Here is a 16,866-nt window from a genome sequence, read left to right on the forward strand (position 1 = left end):
TTTATTCTTTCAATCTAACACATAAATCGAGAAACTCCTTGTCGCAGTCAACTCTTGAAAATTCGCACGCACTGCTAAGCCATGCAAATATCGCTCTGCAAAATGGCCGCTCATATCTGCCCAATATCATTGATCGCCTGAATTCATATCATGCTCAATATGATATGGATGGTGACAGTCATAGGTTTGATTTTTCTTTCGGTCGTATTGAGATTGATAACAAAACAGACGGTTATCGCGTGGCGCTTCATGCTGAAGACGATACTGGCTTATATCGTCTCAAAGATCTTGCAGCTGTTGCAATCAAGCTTTACACCAAGGAAGAAGCCCCGGAAATTGTCTGGCAAGGAGACAGGGCAGGGCACCAGGTTTTACCGCAGTTTCGTCTGATGCAGGTTGTGTCAAGCAGTCTATTGACGCCGCGCATGTTGCGCGTGCGCCTAACAGGCGAAGACCTGAAGCGCTTTTCGATGTTTGGCGCCATGCATATTCGGTTGCTTCTTCCAACTGACGAGGTTCCACAGCCGGTTTGGCCAATTATGGGGCCGAATGGATTGCCTTTCTGGCCGGATGACTCTCGAAAGCCGCTATCTCGTGCTTATACGGTCCGTAATCTCGACATAGACCAAGGCTGGCTTGAAATTGACTTCTACCTTCACGACGTTGAAGGACTTGCTTGTGCGTGGGCGAAAAATGCAAAGGCAGGGGATCAGGTTGGTTTGATGGGGCCTGTCGGGCGTCCTCTCCGCCAGGCAGAACGCTATCTCATGGGTGCGGATGCAACCGGCCTTCCGGCGATCGGACGTATGCTTGCAGAGTTCCCTGAAGACGTGACCGGGCGTGTTGTGATTGCGGTGGATAGCCAGGCCGACGTTCAGAATCTGGTTCATCCATCGGGCATCTCTGTGGACTGGATTATCGATTCTAACCAGACACGTGCCGCGGAAACGTTGACACAGGTGCTTTGTGAAGCTGAGTGGCCCGAGGGACCGGATAGTTTTGGCTGGTTTGCAGGAGAGGCTGATCAAGCGAAGATTGTCAGAAAGCACTGGCGCGAAAAACTCGGTAAAAGCCGTGAAGAAACGCTGGTCGCAGGTTACTGGCACAAGGATGCGGTCGGTTTTATGGCCGGTTAAAGTATCAAGTCATAACAATGCTGAGCAAAGAGGTCATAATAACCTTTCGCTCAACCATATAATGCGCTAGGCACCCTATAAATTGTGATTGAAGGAGCCTCGCCATGGCTGAATTGTTGAAGCGCTTTGCGGGTTATTACAAGCCGCATCGCGCTTTGTTTATGCTCGACTTTTCATGCGCTGTGGCGGCAGGCCTTCTTGAGTTGGCGTTCCCTATTGCTGTGACGGTTTTTATTGATCGTCTGCTGCCGACAGGTCAGCTCGGTATTATCGGTTTGGCAGCAGTTGGGCTTTTTGCAATCTACGTCTTCAACGCTTTTCTACAGGTTGTTGTGACATATTGGGGCCACATGCTCGGCATCCGCATTGAAACGGAAATGCGGCGGAAGGCATTTGATCATCTCCAGAAGCTATCATTCGGCTTTTTCGATAATCAGAAAACGGGCCATCTCGTCGGACGCTTGACGAAAGATCTGGAGGAAATCGGCGAAGTTGCACACCACGGACCGGAAGATCTCTTCATTGCGGTTATGACCCTTATCGGCGCTTTTGCATTGATGATATGGGTACATGTTCCTCTGGCGTTGATTACAGCACTTATCGTGCCGTTGTCGGCATATGTCACGCTACGCTACGGTGGGCGGATGACATCGAATTGGCACGCGCTTTATCGGCGGGTTGGCGACTTCAATGCACGCATTGAAGAAAACGTCGGCGGTATTCGTGTGGTTCAGGCCTTTACCAATGAAGACCATGAACGCAAGCTGTTTGCCGAAAGTAACGAAAACTATCAGAAGACCAAGCTTGCCGCCTATAAAATCATGGCAGCGTCGATGTCGCTCTCTTATCTGTCCATGCGTTTTGTGCAGGTAGTCGTGATGTTGGCCGGCGCTTGGTTTGTCGTGCGTGGTGAAATGACCGCGGGTGGTTTTGTCGGCTTCCTTCTGTTGGTCAACGTGTTTTTCCGCCCTATCGATAAGATCAACTCCGTTATCGAAAGCTATCCGAAAGGCATTGCTGGCTTTCAGCGTTATATTGATTTTATGGATACGCGTCCTGACATTGCAGACCGTCCGAATGCCCAATCGGTTTCGCGTCTGAAAGGCGATATCGAGTATCGTGACGTCAGTTTTGGTTACAGCGACAAACGTCCAATTTTGAGCCATCTCAATATTGCAATTAAAGCCGGTGAAACGATTGCGTTTGTCGGGGCGTCTGGCGCAGGAAAAACCACGATCTGTTCCATGCTTCCTCGTTTTTATGAAGTGACAGATGGTGGCATTTTCATAGACGGTATCGATATTCGCGATATGACGCTAAAGTCACTTCGTTCAAATATCGGCATTGTCAGTCAGGATGTGTTTTTGTTTGCTGGTAGTATTCGAGAGAATATTGCTTATGGCCGCCTTGAAGCAACCGATAAGGAAATTGTCGAAGCGGCACGTCGCGCGCGTCTTGACGACGTAATAGCCAATCTTCCCGACGGCTATGATACTGTTATCGGCGAACGCGGCGTAAAGCTCTCAGGTGGGCAGAAACAGCGCTTGGCTATTGCGCGTATTTTTCTGAAGAACCCACCGATCCTCATTCTGGATGAGGCAACGTCTGCATTGGATACCGAGACCGAACGTGCAATTCAGCAATCGCTCGCAGACCTTTCGGTGGGCCGTACAACACTTGTTATCGCGCATCGTCTCGCAACTATTGTAAATTCAGATCGTATTCTGGTGGTTGAGGGCGGCGAGATCGTAGAGCAGGGAAGCCACAAAGAATTGCTCAATATAAATAATGGCCGTTATCAGCGCCTGCATAGCGTACAGTCAACATCGATCAATGGATTGCTGTCGGCCTGAATTCGCCGTGTTAATCCGCAAACTGCTTCTCACCAAACCATATATGGAGGAAGCTAAAATGCAGATTGCCGGTGTTAGATTGCGCCGCGAAAAGTGTGAAGCGGTTTTCGGGAAAAGATGCGAGATAAACAGAAGGATAGAGTGTCTATCTGATCCAATCAGATAGACACTCTAAATCAGCTTGTTGAAGGCTTTGCGGGAAAGCACATGAGTTTGCTTTATGGTGCAAAAGACGAGTACGATTACAAGCAATCTTATTGGGGAAATTCCTTATGAGTTTAATTTGAATTACATTATTAAGAATTATGATTAAATAGATGATAAATATAAAAAATAAGCACCGTGAAACGGTTATTTACGGTGCTTATTCTTATATCTTACCACTTCGTATGAATGCGCAATAATGCTTTTCTGCCTTCTCCATATCCACAAACAAAGACACCCTGACAGCCTGCAACGTAGTTTTTATCGAACAGGTTGGTGACGTTAAGATCGACGCCCCAATTGTCTTTTTCGTAGCCCAGTTTCAGGTCTGCCAGAGTAACGGCTGGAACTTTGAGCGAATTCTCTTCATCCGCATAGGATGAGCCCAAGTAGCGTATGCCACCGCCCAGCGTCACGCCTTTGAGCTGACCTTCAGGTACTGTGTATTGAACAAAAGCCGAAGCCTGCTGCTCGGGGAGCAGGTATGGGCGATTTCCAATGATGGATGGATTGGAGTCATTTTCCTTGATCTTCAGATCATAGGCCGTAAGCGAAGCCGTCACTTTCCAATCATCATTGATATTGGCCTGAACCTCCACCTCAACCCCACGGGAATTCACTTTTCCCAATTGTTCACGTGCAAAACTACTGCCCGTGAGAGCATTTTCTTTTGTAAGGTCAAAGAGCGAGGCTGTAATGAGGCCATCGAAAAGCTCAGGACGATATTTGACACCCACCTCATATTGCGTGCCTGTTTCTGGCTGCGCATAAGTGCCATCATACAGCGTCTCAATAATCGGATTGAAGAAGGTGGCTACGCTGAAATAGGGCGTAATACCATTTTCAAATTCATAACCGATACCGGCGCGCCCGGACAAACGGCCTGTATTATATTCATAGGAAGGCAAACCAGTTGCATCTGTCCAGACATAATCATAACGGCCGTTCATTGTAACAATCCAGCCGTCGCCAAATTCGATGCGGTCCTGCGCATAAATTCCAAGCTGATGACGCCGCAAATCCTGATCAATATAGGGTGGGTTCATCGGACCCTGCGGTGCACCATAAATCGGGTCATATGGATTAATCGAAGTCGTGTCCGCACCGGTTTGCTGCATTTGATTGATGCGGAAATAGCGGTATTCAGCGCCAAATAGCAGATTATGGGTTAGCGCCCCAGTGTTCACGACACCTTCAAGCTGGTTATCTGCTTGAAAGGTTTGCACTGTTGTGTCGTGCTTAAAGTTAATGCGCGAAACTTCCGGATTGCCGGGAGTGGGCTGTGGCAGGAAATTATAGCCATATGCATAGAGGCTATGTTCCTTCACATGTGCAAAGCCATAGCGGACATTCTGACGAACCGTCCAATCATCGTCGAAATGATGCTCAAATTCATAGCCGATTTGAACCTGTTCGCGCTTGTAGTCATCGATATCGGGTTCGGTCAGATTAGTCTTGCGTGAAATTGTTCCAAACTCTGTTGGAACAACTGTGCCGTAATAAGGCAGAAAACTGCCGCCATCATGCGTTAGGTCGAGATGCGTATAATTCGCAAGGATGGTAAGCCGGGTTGCTTCATCGGGTTTGTATTCGATACTTGGTGAAAGCACGCCGCGAAACTCTTTGGCGTAATCAGTGTAATTATCGCCGCCCTGTATCTTGCCGTTGATACGATAATTGACACTTTCTGTGGCTTTGTCGCCAATATCGAAACCGACATAGCCATTGCCATAACTGTTAATGCCTGTTTCCAGATAGCGGATGCGCTCACCATTGGGGCGCTTGCTGATGTAGTTGACAATGCCGCCCGGATTGGAGCCGCCATAGAGAGCGGAAGATGCGCCACGAAGCACATCGATGCGCTCAATATCGAAGCTATCGATCAGAAAGCCACCAAATCCGTAACTGAAATTCTGCAATCCATTGAGATAAGTGCCGTATTGTGTGGCTTCAAAACCGCGAATGTAAAGCCAATCCGTGTCGTTATCGACGCCAAATGGCTGTCCTAGAACCCCGGGTGTGTAGCGCAAGGCTTCATCAAGCTTCTGAGCGCCAATTGCGTAGATCTGATCACGCCCGACAACTGAAACAGATTGCGGGATTTTTTCAATCGCAACACTGCTTTTTGAGCCGGTCGTCGTTGCTTGAGGGACAAAGCCTTCCACAGGTGCGATGCCAGCGGCTGGGTTGCCTGTCCCGGTCTGCACTGTAACCGTATCGAGCTTGATTGTTGTACTCGAATCCTGTGCCAAAGCGAGCGCGCTTGCGAATGGCAGAAAGGCGAGTGCAGTTCCACTTGCAAGAGCCGTCTTCATTGTGTGCTTCTTCGAAGTGGTCATATAGCGATAGCCCCTCATAAAGTCAGATGAGTGCCGTCATTTTCGACGAAGATGTTGTCTTCGAGTGTTGTCAGGCACATTAGTTGCACACTCGAAACGAGTTGCAAATTAATATGAGTATTTACATCATGATATAGGTGCGGGATTGATCGTTATTTCGCTGAATTGAACGAATTTTTGATAATATACGTGACTTATAAATGTTGAATTATGCCTGCATCCGCGACCATACCGCGGGTGTCAAGCCCGTCAGCTTTTTGAAAACGCGTGTAAAATGCGCCTGATCAGAAAAACCTGAAATTGCTGCAATATGCGGAAGCGAAGCATTTGGCTGCAACAGGAGTTTTTGGGCGTACTCAATGCGTCGCTGCATTTGCCATGTATGGGGTGAAACACCGGTGGAAGCTTTGAAAGCGGTGCAAAAATAAGCTTCTGAGAGATCAGCTAAGTCGGCGATTTCTTTTAAACGTATGATACGAAAACAATTGCTTTCGATGAAATCCGTCACGCGCCGCAATTGCCAGGGGGAAAGTTTATTCGCCCGTGGATTTTGTTCCTGACGCACTTCAAACAATTCGCTTATAAGCGCACTGATCAATCCTTCGCCATACAGATCGTGAAGCGGAGCTTTCGACTGACATTCCTCTGCAAGCAGACTGCCAATTTGCTCAAGCTTGCGGTTTGAGAATGAAAGGCGAGGGCGCTCCATTGCATTGTAATCGAGCGTATTGCCAAAACTCTGCTGGAGTGCTCGGCTATCGATATGCAGATCCAGGTGTTTAAGCTTGCCGGGTTGCGCGACCCGGCTCCAGACTGTCATGCCGGCAGGTATATAGCAAAGGCGTGGTCGATCTTGTGTGGTAACCGGAAGTCTTGCTCTTTGATCGGGGCCGATTATCAATTCGCCAAGGCTTTCCAGAACCAGAAAAAGGCGTGGGGCCTGAGATACATATTCGCCACGTGCACCGGGGCCGCAGTCAACCGTCCAAACATCGGCAATCGCTCCATTCCAGACGCGGTAATGAAGATCGTCAAGCAAGCTGACATCTTCGATGTGGCTGGTCATGTTTGGATGAAAGCCCAATTTATCTTTCCACGGACAGAATTTGCAGTCGTTGATTGCGACAAAAGCAGCGCATGAGAATTATAACATGTATATAACGATCATGTTTTGGTATCAACCAGCAACCCTTTTTCACACGGGATAGACTTATGACTGCCGCATTGTTTGAGCTTGAAAATGTCAGTTTTGCAGTTCCGGGGCGCACCCTCTTGCAGCCCTTGACCATGTCTATACCTGCTGCAAGTTTGACTGCACTCATAGGTCATAACGGGTCCGGAAAATCGACACTCCTTAAAATTCTCGCACGACAACATCCCGCATCAGGCGGAACCGTGCGGTTCGCAGGCAGACCGCTCAACGAATGGGGCGACCGTGAATTTGCACGCAAGCTCGCCTATCTGCCCCAGCAAACTGCAGCCACACCCGGAATGTTGGCGAAGGAATTGGTGGCGCTGGGTCGCTATCCCTGGCACGGTGCTTTGGGTCGTTTCGGCGCCGTTGACCGACAGAAAGTAGAAGAGGCTATTGAACTAACAGGAATAGCTCCTTTTGCAGAGCGTATGGTCGATACACTTTCAGGCGGTGAACGCCAGCGTGTCTGGCTTGCAATGCTTGTTGCACAGGATGCCGAGTGTCTTTTGCTGGATGAGCCGACATCCGCACTCGACATCGCGCATCAGATTGAAGTTTTGTCCCTTGTGCAAAAGCTCTCACATGAAAAAAATCTGAGCGTATTTGTAGTTCTTCATGATGTGAACATGGCTGCCCGGTTCTGTGACGCGGTGTTCGCTCTGCACAGTGGCCGACTGATCGCAAAATCAACCCCAGAGGGCATCATGGTGCCTGATCGCCTTAAAGAAATTTACGGAATCTCGATGGACGTCATGCAGCATAAGACCACAGGCCATCTGATCGCCGCACCAGTATAATGCATTCGGATTGATTGATAAGGCCGCATCAGTTCCCGGTCTTATAGTCTGCTCTGTTGATGCCATGTCTCTGCATTTTATCGTAAAATGTCTTGCGTGGAATGCCGAGTGCTTCCAGCGTGTCCTGGACATTTCCATTGTTGGCAGCAAGCGTTTTCCGAATGAGATCGGCTTCAAAACGCTCCAGACGCTTTGGTAATGTCTCTTGTTCTTCCTGCAGGCTTACTTGCTGTTGTGAAACAGGCTTAACCCCCAAAGCGTACCGTTCAGCAAAATGGACGAGCTCTCGCACATTCCCCGGCCAGTTATGTTCCATCAGATAGCGGTGTGTCGCGCTATCCATTATCGGAATGTCGCGATTAAATCGCCGCGCAGCACGTTCAAGAAAATAAGAAAAAAGCAGCGGAATATCATCACGGCGCTCGCGCAATGGCGGGATCGTCAGTGTTACAACATTTAAGCGATAATAAAGATCTTCACGGAAATCACCGCGCTGTTTAGGGTCTCCGAGATCAATCTTTGCGGCAGCAACAACACGAAGATCAACGGGGCGAACTTCATTGGTGCCCAACGGTGTGATCTCGCGCATTTCCAAGACGCGGAGCAACTTCACCTGAGTAGCGGCGGGCATGCTTTTTTTTTTATCCAAAAAAAGAGGGCCACCGCCTGCATGTTCAATGCGACCAATGCGTTTTTTCTTAGCACCCCTGAACGCACCGGCTTCATGGCCGAAAAGCTCGCTTTCGATGACTGTTTCCGGCAATGCACCGCAATTAAGCGCGACAAAATTGCCTTTACAACGACTGCCCCAGTCGTGAAGCAACTGCGCGACAACTTCTTTGCCGCTTCCAGTTTCTCCAGCGATCAAAACATCGACATCGGTATCGGCAATATCGCGGATGGTTCGGCGGAGATTTTCGATAGCAGCGGTCTGGCCAATGAGGGGCATGTCATTCTGTGCGTCGACTGCCAGCCCCCGAAGTCTGCGGTTTTCCAGAACCAGTTTTCTATGTTCTGCGGCTCTCAGGATGCTGTGAATCAGCCTTTCCGCTGCAAAAGGTTTAGCAATAAAGTCATAGGCACCGTTCTGAATTGCCTGAACAGCCATTGGGATATCGCCATGGCCAGTAATTAAAATAACCGGCAAATCCGTATCAATGGACTGGATGCGCGAAAACAACTCCAGACCATCGATATTTGGCATCCGCACGTCTGTTACGACGACGCCTTCGAATGCGGAAGAGATTACAGTCAATGCTTCGACTGCTCCGCCAAAGTCCTGAACCTCATAACCCGCAAGCTCTAGCGTTTGCCGTGTGGCCCGGCGCAGGGCATTGTCGTCGTCGACCAGTATAACCGGAATGTTCTTCATGCTTTTTTGAATTCTACGCGGAATGATGTGCCTTGGGCATTGCTTTTTACTGATATTTTCCCACCGTAATCATTAAGGATTTCCTTGACGATCACGAGGCCAAGGCCAAGGCCATGGTCTTTTGACGTGTTAAATGGTGTGAACAGATTGTCCTGTATATGTCGCGGGATACCGGGGCCATTATCGGAAATCGTCAGAACAACAGTCTTGGAAAGAGACTTCGTTCTGACTTTAATCTTGCCACTATTTCCTTTGCCTTCAACGGCTTCCAGAGCATTTTGAAATAGGTTGATGAGTATTTGTTCAAGCCTTAGTGAATGTCCGGCGACTTTCAAATCCATGGGCGGCAATTCAATATCAAACTGATCCATATTGCCGGAAAAGCGGCTGCGTAACAGGATCAGTGCTCCAGATATAACATCTGCGAGCTGCACGGATTCCGACGGGCGATGTCCCTTGCGTGCAAAAGTGCGCAGGTCGCCGGTGATGATCCCAATGCGCTCTGTCAAAGCGGCGATTTCAGCAAGATTTTCTGTCGCAGCATCCAGTTGCTTCCGTTCAAGAAAGACTCGCGCATTGTCGGCATAAGCACGAATGGTTGCGACAGGTTGATTAATTTCATGCGCAACACCTGCTGCAACCTGGCCCATGATTGCCAGTCGATTGGCATGTACAAGATCTTGCTGCACGCCTTGGAGCATTGTTTCCGTTTTATGATGGTCGCTGATTTCCGATTGTAAGCGATCACGCGCTTTGACGAGATCACGTGTTCGCTCAATAACGCGGTCTTCCAACTCCGATTGTCGCCGCTGCACATCTGCAATTCGTGCAATAATGCGCTGCCTGCGGCGCAGCAAGATACCAATTATTGCCGCGAGCGCCGCTATAACAATGAAAGCAACGAGGCGCGCTTCTCTAACAGCGGCTTCGATTGGTGCTCTCATTGGAGCCAGGCTATATATCTGCCATGGCGTTGTCTCGACATGAGAAGTAATCGCCAGATAGTCCGCGTTTTTGGCTGTGCCGGGAAGAAGGGCATTAACGAGAACGGCGTCGGATTCTCCAGCAAGCGGCTTTATAGACAACGGAAGCGGCTTGAGTGGAGCATCGCCAAATTGAAGAGTCTGGCGAATAGCTTCAATCCGTTTCGGAGGAAACGCGCCGATCGTCATAAACCGCCAGGACGGAAGACTGGTAATCAGCACTATGCCGCGATCGTCTGTCACAAAAGTGGGGCGGCCAGTTTCGTGCCAGTCTTTTTCAAGTTGATCGAATGAGAGCTTGACCACGACAACCCCAAGTGGGCCGTTGTTGCCGTCGATACGACGCGAGATGTAAAGGCCGGGAAGGAAGCTGACATTTCCTAATGCGAAATATTCCGTACTACCATCTCTCAGGGAACCTTTAAAATAGGACGGAACTTATAATCATTGCCAACAAAGCTGTCCGGTTCACGCCAATTGCTGGCAGCAATCGCTGCACCATCAAGGCCAATAAGATAGATAACCGCCGCCTGCGTTCCTTCAGCAAGCGCTTCGAATTTTCGGTTCAGCATATCAAGTGCGGTAGGATTTTGATTTTCCAGTGCTGCTGCAAGCTCTCTATCTTTCGATAAAACGAGAGGAAGGGCACGCTGCTTTTCGAGCACGGCACGAAGAAATGCGGCATTGAGATTGGAGTCGATCCGCGTTTGCTCGCTCAGGGACTGCAGTGCGCGATGGCGGGCGTTGGTCCCTACAAACCAGAAAGCCAGCGCAAACACGACGACGCATACAACACCAAACACCCACCAGGTAAGGTGGCCGGTATTCCGGGTAAATGCCATTTTTCTGGTCGTGCGTAACGGGTTTTGCATCTTTATATTGTGCATCAGATCACACAGTTAGAAAAGGTAAATGTGTGAAAAGTCGCACAAAAGTAAGGTTTAATTGTGGTGTGAATAAATAAAGTCCATATTTTTCAATATGTTATATGAAATCTAATAAACTGGCACGGACTTTGCAAATCATGGCGCGAGAGACAGCAAATGCTGTTGAAGGAAGAACGAATGGCTCGGGAGGCTGGACCTGATCCGGATAGAGCCAAACGGAGGAAGTCATGATTGCCATACCAAATGGTGCCGTGGATGAACCACGCCGCCCAATTCCACTCTATAAACAACTTTATGTCCAGGTTCTCGTTGCGATTGCAGCAGGCATTCTGCTTGGACATTTCAACCCTGATCTGGGCACCCAGCTAAAGCCGCTTGGTGATGCCTTTATCAAGCTTGTTAAGATGATCATTGCTCCGGTCATTTTCCTGACCGTTGCAACCGGGATTGCCGGTATGACGGATATGAAGAAGGTCGGACGCGTGGCTGGTAAAGCCATGATCTACTTTCTCACATTCTCTACACTTGCCCTCATTATTGGTCTTATCGTTGCAAATGTGGTGCAGCCGGGCGCTGGCATGCATATCGATCCTGCTTCGCTTGATCCGCAGGCCGTTGCGAATTACACCGAAAAGGCACATGAGCAGACGATAGCAGGTTTTCTGTCTGGTATCATTCCAACCACCATTGTCGGTGCTTTTGCCTCTGGCGACATTCTCCAGGTGCTGTTCTTCTCAGTGCTGTTTGGCGTTTCACTCGCCATGGTTGGGGATAAGGGCAAGCCTGTCACCGACTTCCTTCAGATGTTGACAACACCTGTTTTCAAGCTGGTTTCAATCCTGATGAAGGCCGCGCCCATTGGCGCATTCGGTGCCATGGCCTTCACAATTGGCAAATACGGTATAGGTTCTATTGCCAATCTGGCCATGCTGATTGCAACATTCTACATCACAGCTTTATTGTTTGTCCTGATCGTTCTAGGTGCCGTTGCGCGTTATAACGGCTTCTCGATCATCGCGCTTATTCGCTATATCAAAGAAGAGTTGCTGCTCGTACTCGGCACATCCTCGTCTGAAGCGGCGCTGCCAAGTCTTATGGATAAGATGGAAAAGGCGGGTTGTAAGCGTTCTGTCGTCGGTCTCGTTATTCCTACAGGATATTCCTTTAACCTCGACGGTACCAATATCTATATGACGCTTGCAGCGCTCTTTATCGCACAGGCCACCGATATCCCTCTATCGTTGACCGATCAGATCTTGCTTCTGCTTGTTGCGATGTTGAGCTCTAAAGGTGCGGCCGGTATTACCGGCGCAGGCTTCATCACATTGGCAGCAACATTATCTGTCGTTCCAGCGGTTCCCGTTGCGGGTATGGCTCTAATCCTTGGCATCGACCGCTTTATGTCGGAATGCCGCGCCTTGACCAATCTGGTTGGTAATGCAGTCGCTACTATAGTGGTTGCACGCTGGGAAAATGAACTTGATACCGAGCGTCTCAACGCTGCGATGAATGGCCAACCGATCGAGATTGAGCCGGAACCGGTTGAAGAGGGCTTTTTGCAGCCAGCAGAATAGGTCTTACATCTCAGGCAATGAAAAGGGCCCGCTTTTGGCGGGCCTTTTTGTTTACTTACTGTCTTCTGTTGCCTTACCCTGCGTTATTAGACGTGCACTGTGCTGCCCTGATATAAATGTCCAAAGCCAACTCCAGGCAACAGCTGCACGACTACGTGTACCAATCAGGAAAAAGATATGGGCTATGCCCCAAACCCACCATGCAATAGAACCTTTGAGCTTGATCCTGCCCATATCAACCACAGCTGCTCCACGGCCAATTGTTGCGAGATTGCCCTGATGTCGATATCGGAATGGGGCAGGTGCCACATTGCCTGATAAGCGGCTACGAATGACCTTTGCAACATAAGCGCCCTGCTGTTTGGCGGCTGGAGCGATACCGGGAACAGGTTTGCCATCTGAACCTTCGACCCATGCTGTATCTCCGATTACGAAAATGTTTTCGTGTCCGGGCACACTCAGGTCCGGTAAAACGCGTGCACGACCCGCGCGATCACGTTCCGCGTCGAGCCATGCTGCTGCGGGTGAGGCGGCTACACCTGCAGCCCAAATCGTTGTTTTGCACGGAATAAATTCGTCACCGACAGTTACGCCATCCCCTGTGATTTCTTTGACCGGTACGCCAAGACGCACCTCCACACCGATTTTCTCCAAAGCATTTTTCGCATAGGCAGAGAGATCTTCTGGGAAGGCCGCCAAAATACGCGGACCCGCTTCGACAAGCAGAATACGCGCCTGACGCGTATCAATATTGCGAAACTCTGGCCATATCGTATCCTTAGCCAGTTCTGCAATGATGCCGGCAAGCTCAACGCCGGTCGGTCCCCCGCCAACCACTGAGAATGTCAGCAGTGCTCGTCGTTTTGCAGCATCGTTTTCACGCTCGGCCCGTTCAAAAGCAAGCAGCAGGCGACGGCGAATTGTCGTTGCGTCCTCCAGCGCCTTGAGACCCGGAGCCACTTTTTCCCAGCGGTCATTGCCAAAATAAGCGTGGCGTGCGCCCGTAGCCAATACGAGTATGTCGTAACCGACTTCGCTACCGTTTTCGAGTTTTACTGTTCTTGTGCCTGCATCGACACCAACAACTGTACCGAGCAAAGTCGTGACCTCTTTACGGTCCTTAAAAAGGTGACGAATGGGCCATGCAATTTCTGACGTAGCGAGAATCGTCGTAGCAACCTGATACAGCAGAGGTTGAAACAGGTGGTGATTGCGCTGATCGATAAGCGTAATGCGAACATTTGCGCCTTTCAAATCATGGATTAATTGCAGGCCGCCAAAGCCGGCACCGACGACAAGGATATGGGGCGTATCCGATCCACTCATTGAAGATATAAACCTGAGGTTGGCGTGATTGCGAGTCGCGCTGTTGGAAGGATGGTCGCGCCCGATAAGATAACGCACTCAGATTAGCCGTAAAGAACTTAACGACAATTTGAATTTGAATTATGACAAGAATATTCAGGTTTTTTGTGAAAACTGTTTCATACGATAAATCACGACTGATCTAACGTGCCAAAGCTCCAGATATCGAAATAACTTCACTAACTAAAATAGCCGGATTAGCTGCGTTCGATTACTCACGCCGAATAAACTCGCTAAGTTACGACGTCGAGCGCTTTAATGAGGAACGCTGAAGGCAACTCAATTCGTGTGCGCCAATACCGTCCCGATTGCGTTGCCAAGTCGGTCGCGCTGGTCGGGTTTTAATTAAAAGTCATCGCGATGATTCAGATGGCGCAAATAGGCAAAAGCTGTGCCTGCCAAGATCGGTAAAATCACCAAGGCCATCCAGAAGAATAAATTACTCATATTTCCCTCCCATTGTTTACGCATTTTAACACAGTTTTAAGATAAATGAAGAACGCGTTAATTCGCGTATCGTTCCGAAGCTTGGCGGAGGTCATTTGCTATCGGATTTCAAATGTGCGGAGCTTCTGCCTCGGCAACGTTTGCAAGAATGTAAATCTCATCGAATTTAAATTTCTGGAATGCGGTTCCAAGAAAGTGAAACTGTCGCGCCTCAATGTCTATTGCCAGCTTGTGATTGTTTGATTAGAAGTAGCGTTACATCAAGAGTTGGGGCGACGCCCAACGCCAACCTGCCTTTCCGGGCAAGGTGGTACTTTCTTAAAAGAAAGGATGTGGCCCAACCGGCAAATATACGGATGAAGCCACCCGCGTCTGCCCCGATATAACGAAGGACTGACGCGAATGCCTATTAAAATTCCTGACGATCTGCCTGCAACCAGTGTTCTCGAAGCTGAGGGCGTCATGGTTATGCGCGAAGCAGACGCCATTCGCCAGGATATAAGGCCGCTAAAGATTGGTCTTCTCAACCTGATGCCCAACAAAGTGACGACAGAGACGCAGATTGCGCGGCTGCTTGGTGCAACACCGCTTCAGCTTGAACTGACGCTTGTACGCATTACCAATCACGTCGCCCGTCATACACCTCAGGATCATATGCTCTCCTTTTACCGCCCGTGGGAAGAAGTGAGCGAAGAACGTTTCGACGGCTTTGTCATTACCGGCGCTCCAGTTGAACGCATGCCATTCGAAGACGTGACCTATTGGGATGAAATGCAGCGCATCTTCAATTGGACGCAAACGCACGTCCATCGTTCTTTCAATATCTGCTGGGCAGCGCAGGCGGCTGTTCATCATTTCCATGGAATGGCGAAATATGATCTGGAACAGAAGGCATATGGTGTGTTCAGCCAGCGCAATCTTGCGCCTTCGTCACCTTATTTACGCGGCTTTTCTGATGATTTCGCCATCCCGGTATCGCGCTGGACCGAAGTGCGCTCCAATGACATTCCTGAGAACAGCGATCTGAAAGTGTTGGTTGATAGCCCGGAAAGCGGTCTTTGCCTGCTGGAAGATCCTCAACATCGTGCTCTTCATATGTTCAACCATGTTGAATATGACACCACGTCTCTTGCAGATGAATATTTTCGGGATATCCAGTTGCAGCCTGACATGCCGGTTCCCGCGAATTATTTTCCAAATAATGATGCAAGTCAGAAGCCGCAAAATTGTTGGAGAGGTCATGCTCATCTCCTGTTCGGCAACTGGATCAATGAAATGTACCAGTCAACACCTTACGACATGAATGACATCGGACGAAGAGAGCATCGCTAAGAAAAACCTCCGGAAGTGTAATAATTCCGGAGGTTTTTTTATGCTGCATATTGGGTACGAGGAAAAAAGTCGAAGGGATGTGGTTTATTTTCGCGCTCTTTGACAAACTGACCGAACGGGCGGGCCATATCCTTCGGACATCAAAATGAGCAAGCGAACTACTGCGTCTAAACACTTCGACGCGGAAAAAACCCGCCCAAATGCCTTTCCTCGCATATCGGCTTATTTCAGGCGCCATTTCCATTAAATTAAAGGGTTCTGAGCCTAGCTTGCAAACCTTTGAAGCCACTGTTGCCATTGATCTTCATTGCCGTGGAATACATTCAGGTCGATTTTACCGTTCACGCCCTGAGATAGCCCTGAGCCTGAATACTGCCAGAACAACCAGCGGCGACCCGGATAGACCTTTGATGGGTGCTGTGCGACTGCGCGCAACCAAAATGGATAATCTTTAAAGGCGCCTTGGAGATTATCTTCGTAAAAGTCTGGTGCGGTGTAAATCACCGGACGCTTGCCATAGTGGCGCTCAAGGGCATCCATGAAGACCTGCATTTTTTCACGAACCTGTGCAGGTGACGGACGACGCTTGCAAGAAGAGTCTCCATTCCATTCCACATCGATAACCGGGGGTAGCGCATCAGGATCGTTTGGAACATTGCGAATGAACCAATCTGCCTGCTGACTGGCGACACGGCACCAGTAGAAAAAGTGATATGCACCACGCTTGAGACCTGCTGCCTTTGCTTCTCGCCAGTTTTTCTTGAACATCGGGTCGAGATGATCACCACCATCGGTCGCTTTGATATACGCGAAGTTTGCGCCGTTCTTGCGCAAAGTCACCCAATCGATGTTTCCTTGCCAACGCGAAACGTCGACACCATGCACAGCGTGATGACGCGGAGAAGCTTTTCCGAAGTTGATTGGCTTTGCATCGCGAAACCGTTGACCATAAACGCGAAAACGCTCTTGGGGTGATAACCGAACGGGCGGATAGGCAGCTACCTCCGGTTTTGGAATTGAAACAGGTGTAATAGTCCTTTGTTCAGCAGGGTGAGCCATCGGAGCGGGAGGTGTCGCTTTGAACGGCCCGGCATCGGGTACAGGTCCAGCCCATGCCAAAACTTCCTGTTGCGGTTGTGGGGGGAGAGATTGCGGCGCTCTGGCGACGTCTGTTACAGGTTCCGACGGCCTGACAACGGAGCCAGTCAGGTCGGACGACGGTTGCGGCATAAGATTGTCTATACCGGAACTCGATGTGCACCCTGCAAGAGCAGTGCAGGCTAAAGCAATCGCTGTCACAATCGAAAAACGCATGATACCCGTACGCAAACCCAGACGCTTCAGAGCCTTAAATCGAGGCTACATGAAGGCCATCGACCAAC

The 16,866-nt window shown here is 49.5% G+C and carries 12 protein-coding genes and 1 riboswitch; of the genes, 5 read left to right on the forward strand and 7 right to left on the reverse strand.

Annotated features, from left to right (window positions below; genetic code table 11):
• Positions 1-38: 38 nt before the first annotated feature.
• The gene (locus H5024_RS17365) at positions 39-1,136 is read left to right on the forward strand and encodes a siderophore-interacting protein (protein WP_187548346.1); all 1,098 of its coding nucleotides are present in this window, start codon (positions 39-41) and stop codon (positions 1,134-1,136) included.
• Between the two features lie 104 nt (positions 1,137-1,240).
• A complete protein-coding gene (locus tag H5024_RS17370) occupies positions 1,241-2,989 on the forward strand; it encodes an ABC transporter ATP-binding protein (protein ID WP_187548347.1) in 1,749 nt (582 codons plus the stop codon).
• A 377-nt stretch (positions 2,990-3,366) separates the two neighbouring features.
• Here the strand turns inward: H5024_RS17370 and H5024_RS17375 are convergent, their stop codons facing one another.
• Together H5024_RS17375 and H5024_RS17380 are read right to left on the reverse strand one after the other, a co-directional pair.
• Positions 3,367-5,532 carry a TonB-dependent siderophore receptor gene (locus H5024_RS17375; RefSeq protein WP_187548348.1) on the reverse strand — a complete coding sequence of 722 codons (2,166 nt, stop codon included), beginning with the start codon at positions 5,530-5,532 and terminating at the stop codon, positions 3,367-3,369.
• Positions 5,533-5,740: 208 nt separating this feature from the next.
• Positions 5,741-6,598, reverse strand: coding sequence for an AraC family transcriptional regulator (locus tag H5024_RS17380; protein WP_247875328.1), 858 nt, complete (start codon positions 6,596-6,598; stop codon positions 5,741-5,743).
• A gap of 146 nt (positions 6,599-6,744) precedes the next feature.
• Between H5024_RS17380 and H5024_RS17385 the strand changes: the two genes are divergently transcribed.
• On the forward strand, positions 6,745-7,524 hold the full coding sequence (locus H5024_RS17385; protein WP_187548350.1) for an ATP-binding cassette domain-containing protein: 780 nt from the start codon (positions 6,745-6,747) through the stop codon (positions 7,522-7,524).
• Between the two features lie 28 nt (positions 7,525-7,552).
• Here the strand turns inward: H5024_RS17385 and H5024_RS17390 are convergent, their stop codons facing one another.
• The 3 genes from H5024_RS17390 to H5024_RS21350 form a co-directional block, all read right to left on the reverse strand.
• Complete coding sequence (locus H5024_RS17390; protein WP_187548351.1) at positions 7,553-8,896, reverse strand: sigma-54 dependent transcriptional regulator; 1,344 nt, start codon at positions 8,894-8,896, stop codon at positions 7,553-7,555.
• A complete protein-coding gene (locus tag H5024_RS21635) occupies positions 8,893-10,185 on the reverse strand; it encodes an ATP-binding protein (protein WP_348770711.1) in 1,293 nt (430 codons plus the stop codon). Before H5024_RS21635 ends, H5024_RS17390 begins: the two co-directional genes overlap by 4 nt.
• A gap of 104 nt (positions 10,186-10,289) precedes the next feature.
• On the reverse strand, positions 10,290-10,721 hold the full coding sequence (locus H5024_RS21350) for a hypothetical protein (RefSeq protein ID WP_247875329.1): 432 nt from the start codon (positions 10,719-10,721) through the stop codon (positions 10,290-10,292).
• 272 nt (positions 10,722-10,993) lie between these two features.
• Between H5024_RS21350 and H5024_RS17400 the strand changes: the two genes are divergently transcribed.
• Complete coding sequence (locus H5024_RS17400; protein WP_187548352.1) at positions 10,994-12,340, forward strand: dicarboxylate/amino acid:cation symporter; 1,347 nt, start codon at positions 10,994-10,996, stop codon at positions 12,338-12,340.
• Positions 12,341-12,391: 51 nt separating this feature from the next.
• Here H5024_RS17400 and H5024_RS17405 read toward each other — a convergent pair whose 3' ends face one another.
• Positions 12,392-13,666, reverse strand: coding sequence for an NAD(P)/FAD-dependent oxidoreductase (locus tag H5024_RS17405; protein ID WP_187548353.1), 1,275 nt, complete (start codon positions 13,664-13,666; stop codon positions 12,392-12,394).
• 738 nt (positions 13,667-14,404) lie between these two features.
• Positions 14,405-14,514: riboswitch (SAM-I-IV-variant riboswitch) on the forward strand.
• Between the two features lie 40 nt (positions 14,515-14,554).
• Between H5024_RS17405 and metA the strand changes: the two genes are divergently transcribed.
• Positions 14,555-15,484 carry a homoserine O-succinyltransferase gene (metA, locus tag H5024_RS17410; RefSeq protein WP_187548354.1) on the forward strand — a complete coding sequence of 310 codons (930 nt, stop codon included), beginning with the start codon at positions 14,555-14,557 and terminating at the stop codon, positions 15,482-15,484.
• Positions 15,485-15,748: 264 nt separating this feature from the next.
• Here metA and H5024_RS17415 read toward each other — a convergent pair whose 3' ends face one another.
• Positions 15,749-16,798, reverse strand: coding sequence for a GH25 family lysozyme (locus H5024_RS17415; RefSeq protein ID WP_187548355.1), 1,050 nt, complete (start codon positions 16,796-16,798; stop codon positions 15,749-15,751).
• Positions 16,799-16,866: the final 68 nt, after the last annotated feature.

Origin of the sequence: Ochrobactrum sp. Marseille-Q0166, from assembly GCF_014397025.1 — a bacterium.
Classification (GTDB): domain Bacteria; phylum Pseudomonadota; class Alphaproteobacteria; order Rhizobiales; family Rhizobiaceae; genus Brucella.

Excerpts from the sequence above, each read along its gene's own strand:
- H5024_RS17400 (WP_187548352.1), top strand. The coding sequence starts at position 10,994 with ATGATTGCCATACCAAATGGTGCCGTGGATGAACCACGCCGCCCAATT.
- H5024_RS17385 (WP_187548350.1), top strand. The coding sequence starts at position 6,745 with ATGACTGCCGCATTGTTTGAGCTTGAAAATGTCAGTTTTGCAGTTCCG.
- metA (WP_187548354.1), top strand. The coding sequence starts at position 14,555 with ATGCCTATTAAAATTCCTGACGATCTGCCTGCAACCAGTGTTCTCGAA.
- H5024_RS17415 (WP_187548355.1), bottom strand. The coding sequence starts at position 16,798 with ATGCGTTTTTCGATTGTGACAGCGATTGCTTTAGCCTGCACTGCTCTT.
- H5024_RS17380 (WP_247875328.1), bottom strand. The coding sequence starts at position 6,598 with ATGACCAGCCACATCGAAGATGTCAGCTTGCTTGACGATCTTCATTAC.
- H5024_RS17370 (WP_187548347.1), top strand. The coding sequence starts at position 1,241 with ATGGCTGAATTGTTGAAGCGCTTTGCGGGTTATTACAAGCCGCATCGC.
- H5024_RS17405 (WP_187548353.1), bottom strand. The coding sequence starts at position 13,666 with ATGAGTGGATCGGATACGCCCCATATCCTTGTCGTCGGTGCCGGCTTT.
- H5024_RS21350 (WP_247875329.1), bottom strand. The coding sequence starts at position 10,721 with ATGGCATTTACCCGGAATACCGGCCACCTTACCTGGTGGGTGTTTGGT.
- H5024_RS17375 (WP_187548348.1), bottom strand. The coding sequence starts at position 5,532 with ATGACCACTTCGAAGAAGCACACAATGAAGACGGCTCTTGCAAGTGGA.
- H5024_RS17390 (WP_187548351.1), bottom strand. The coding sequence starts at position 8,896 with ATGAAGAACATTCCGGTTATACTGGTCGACGACGACAATGCCCTGCGC.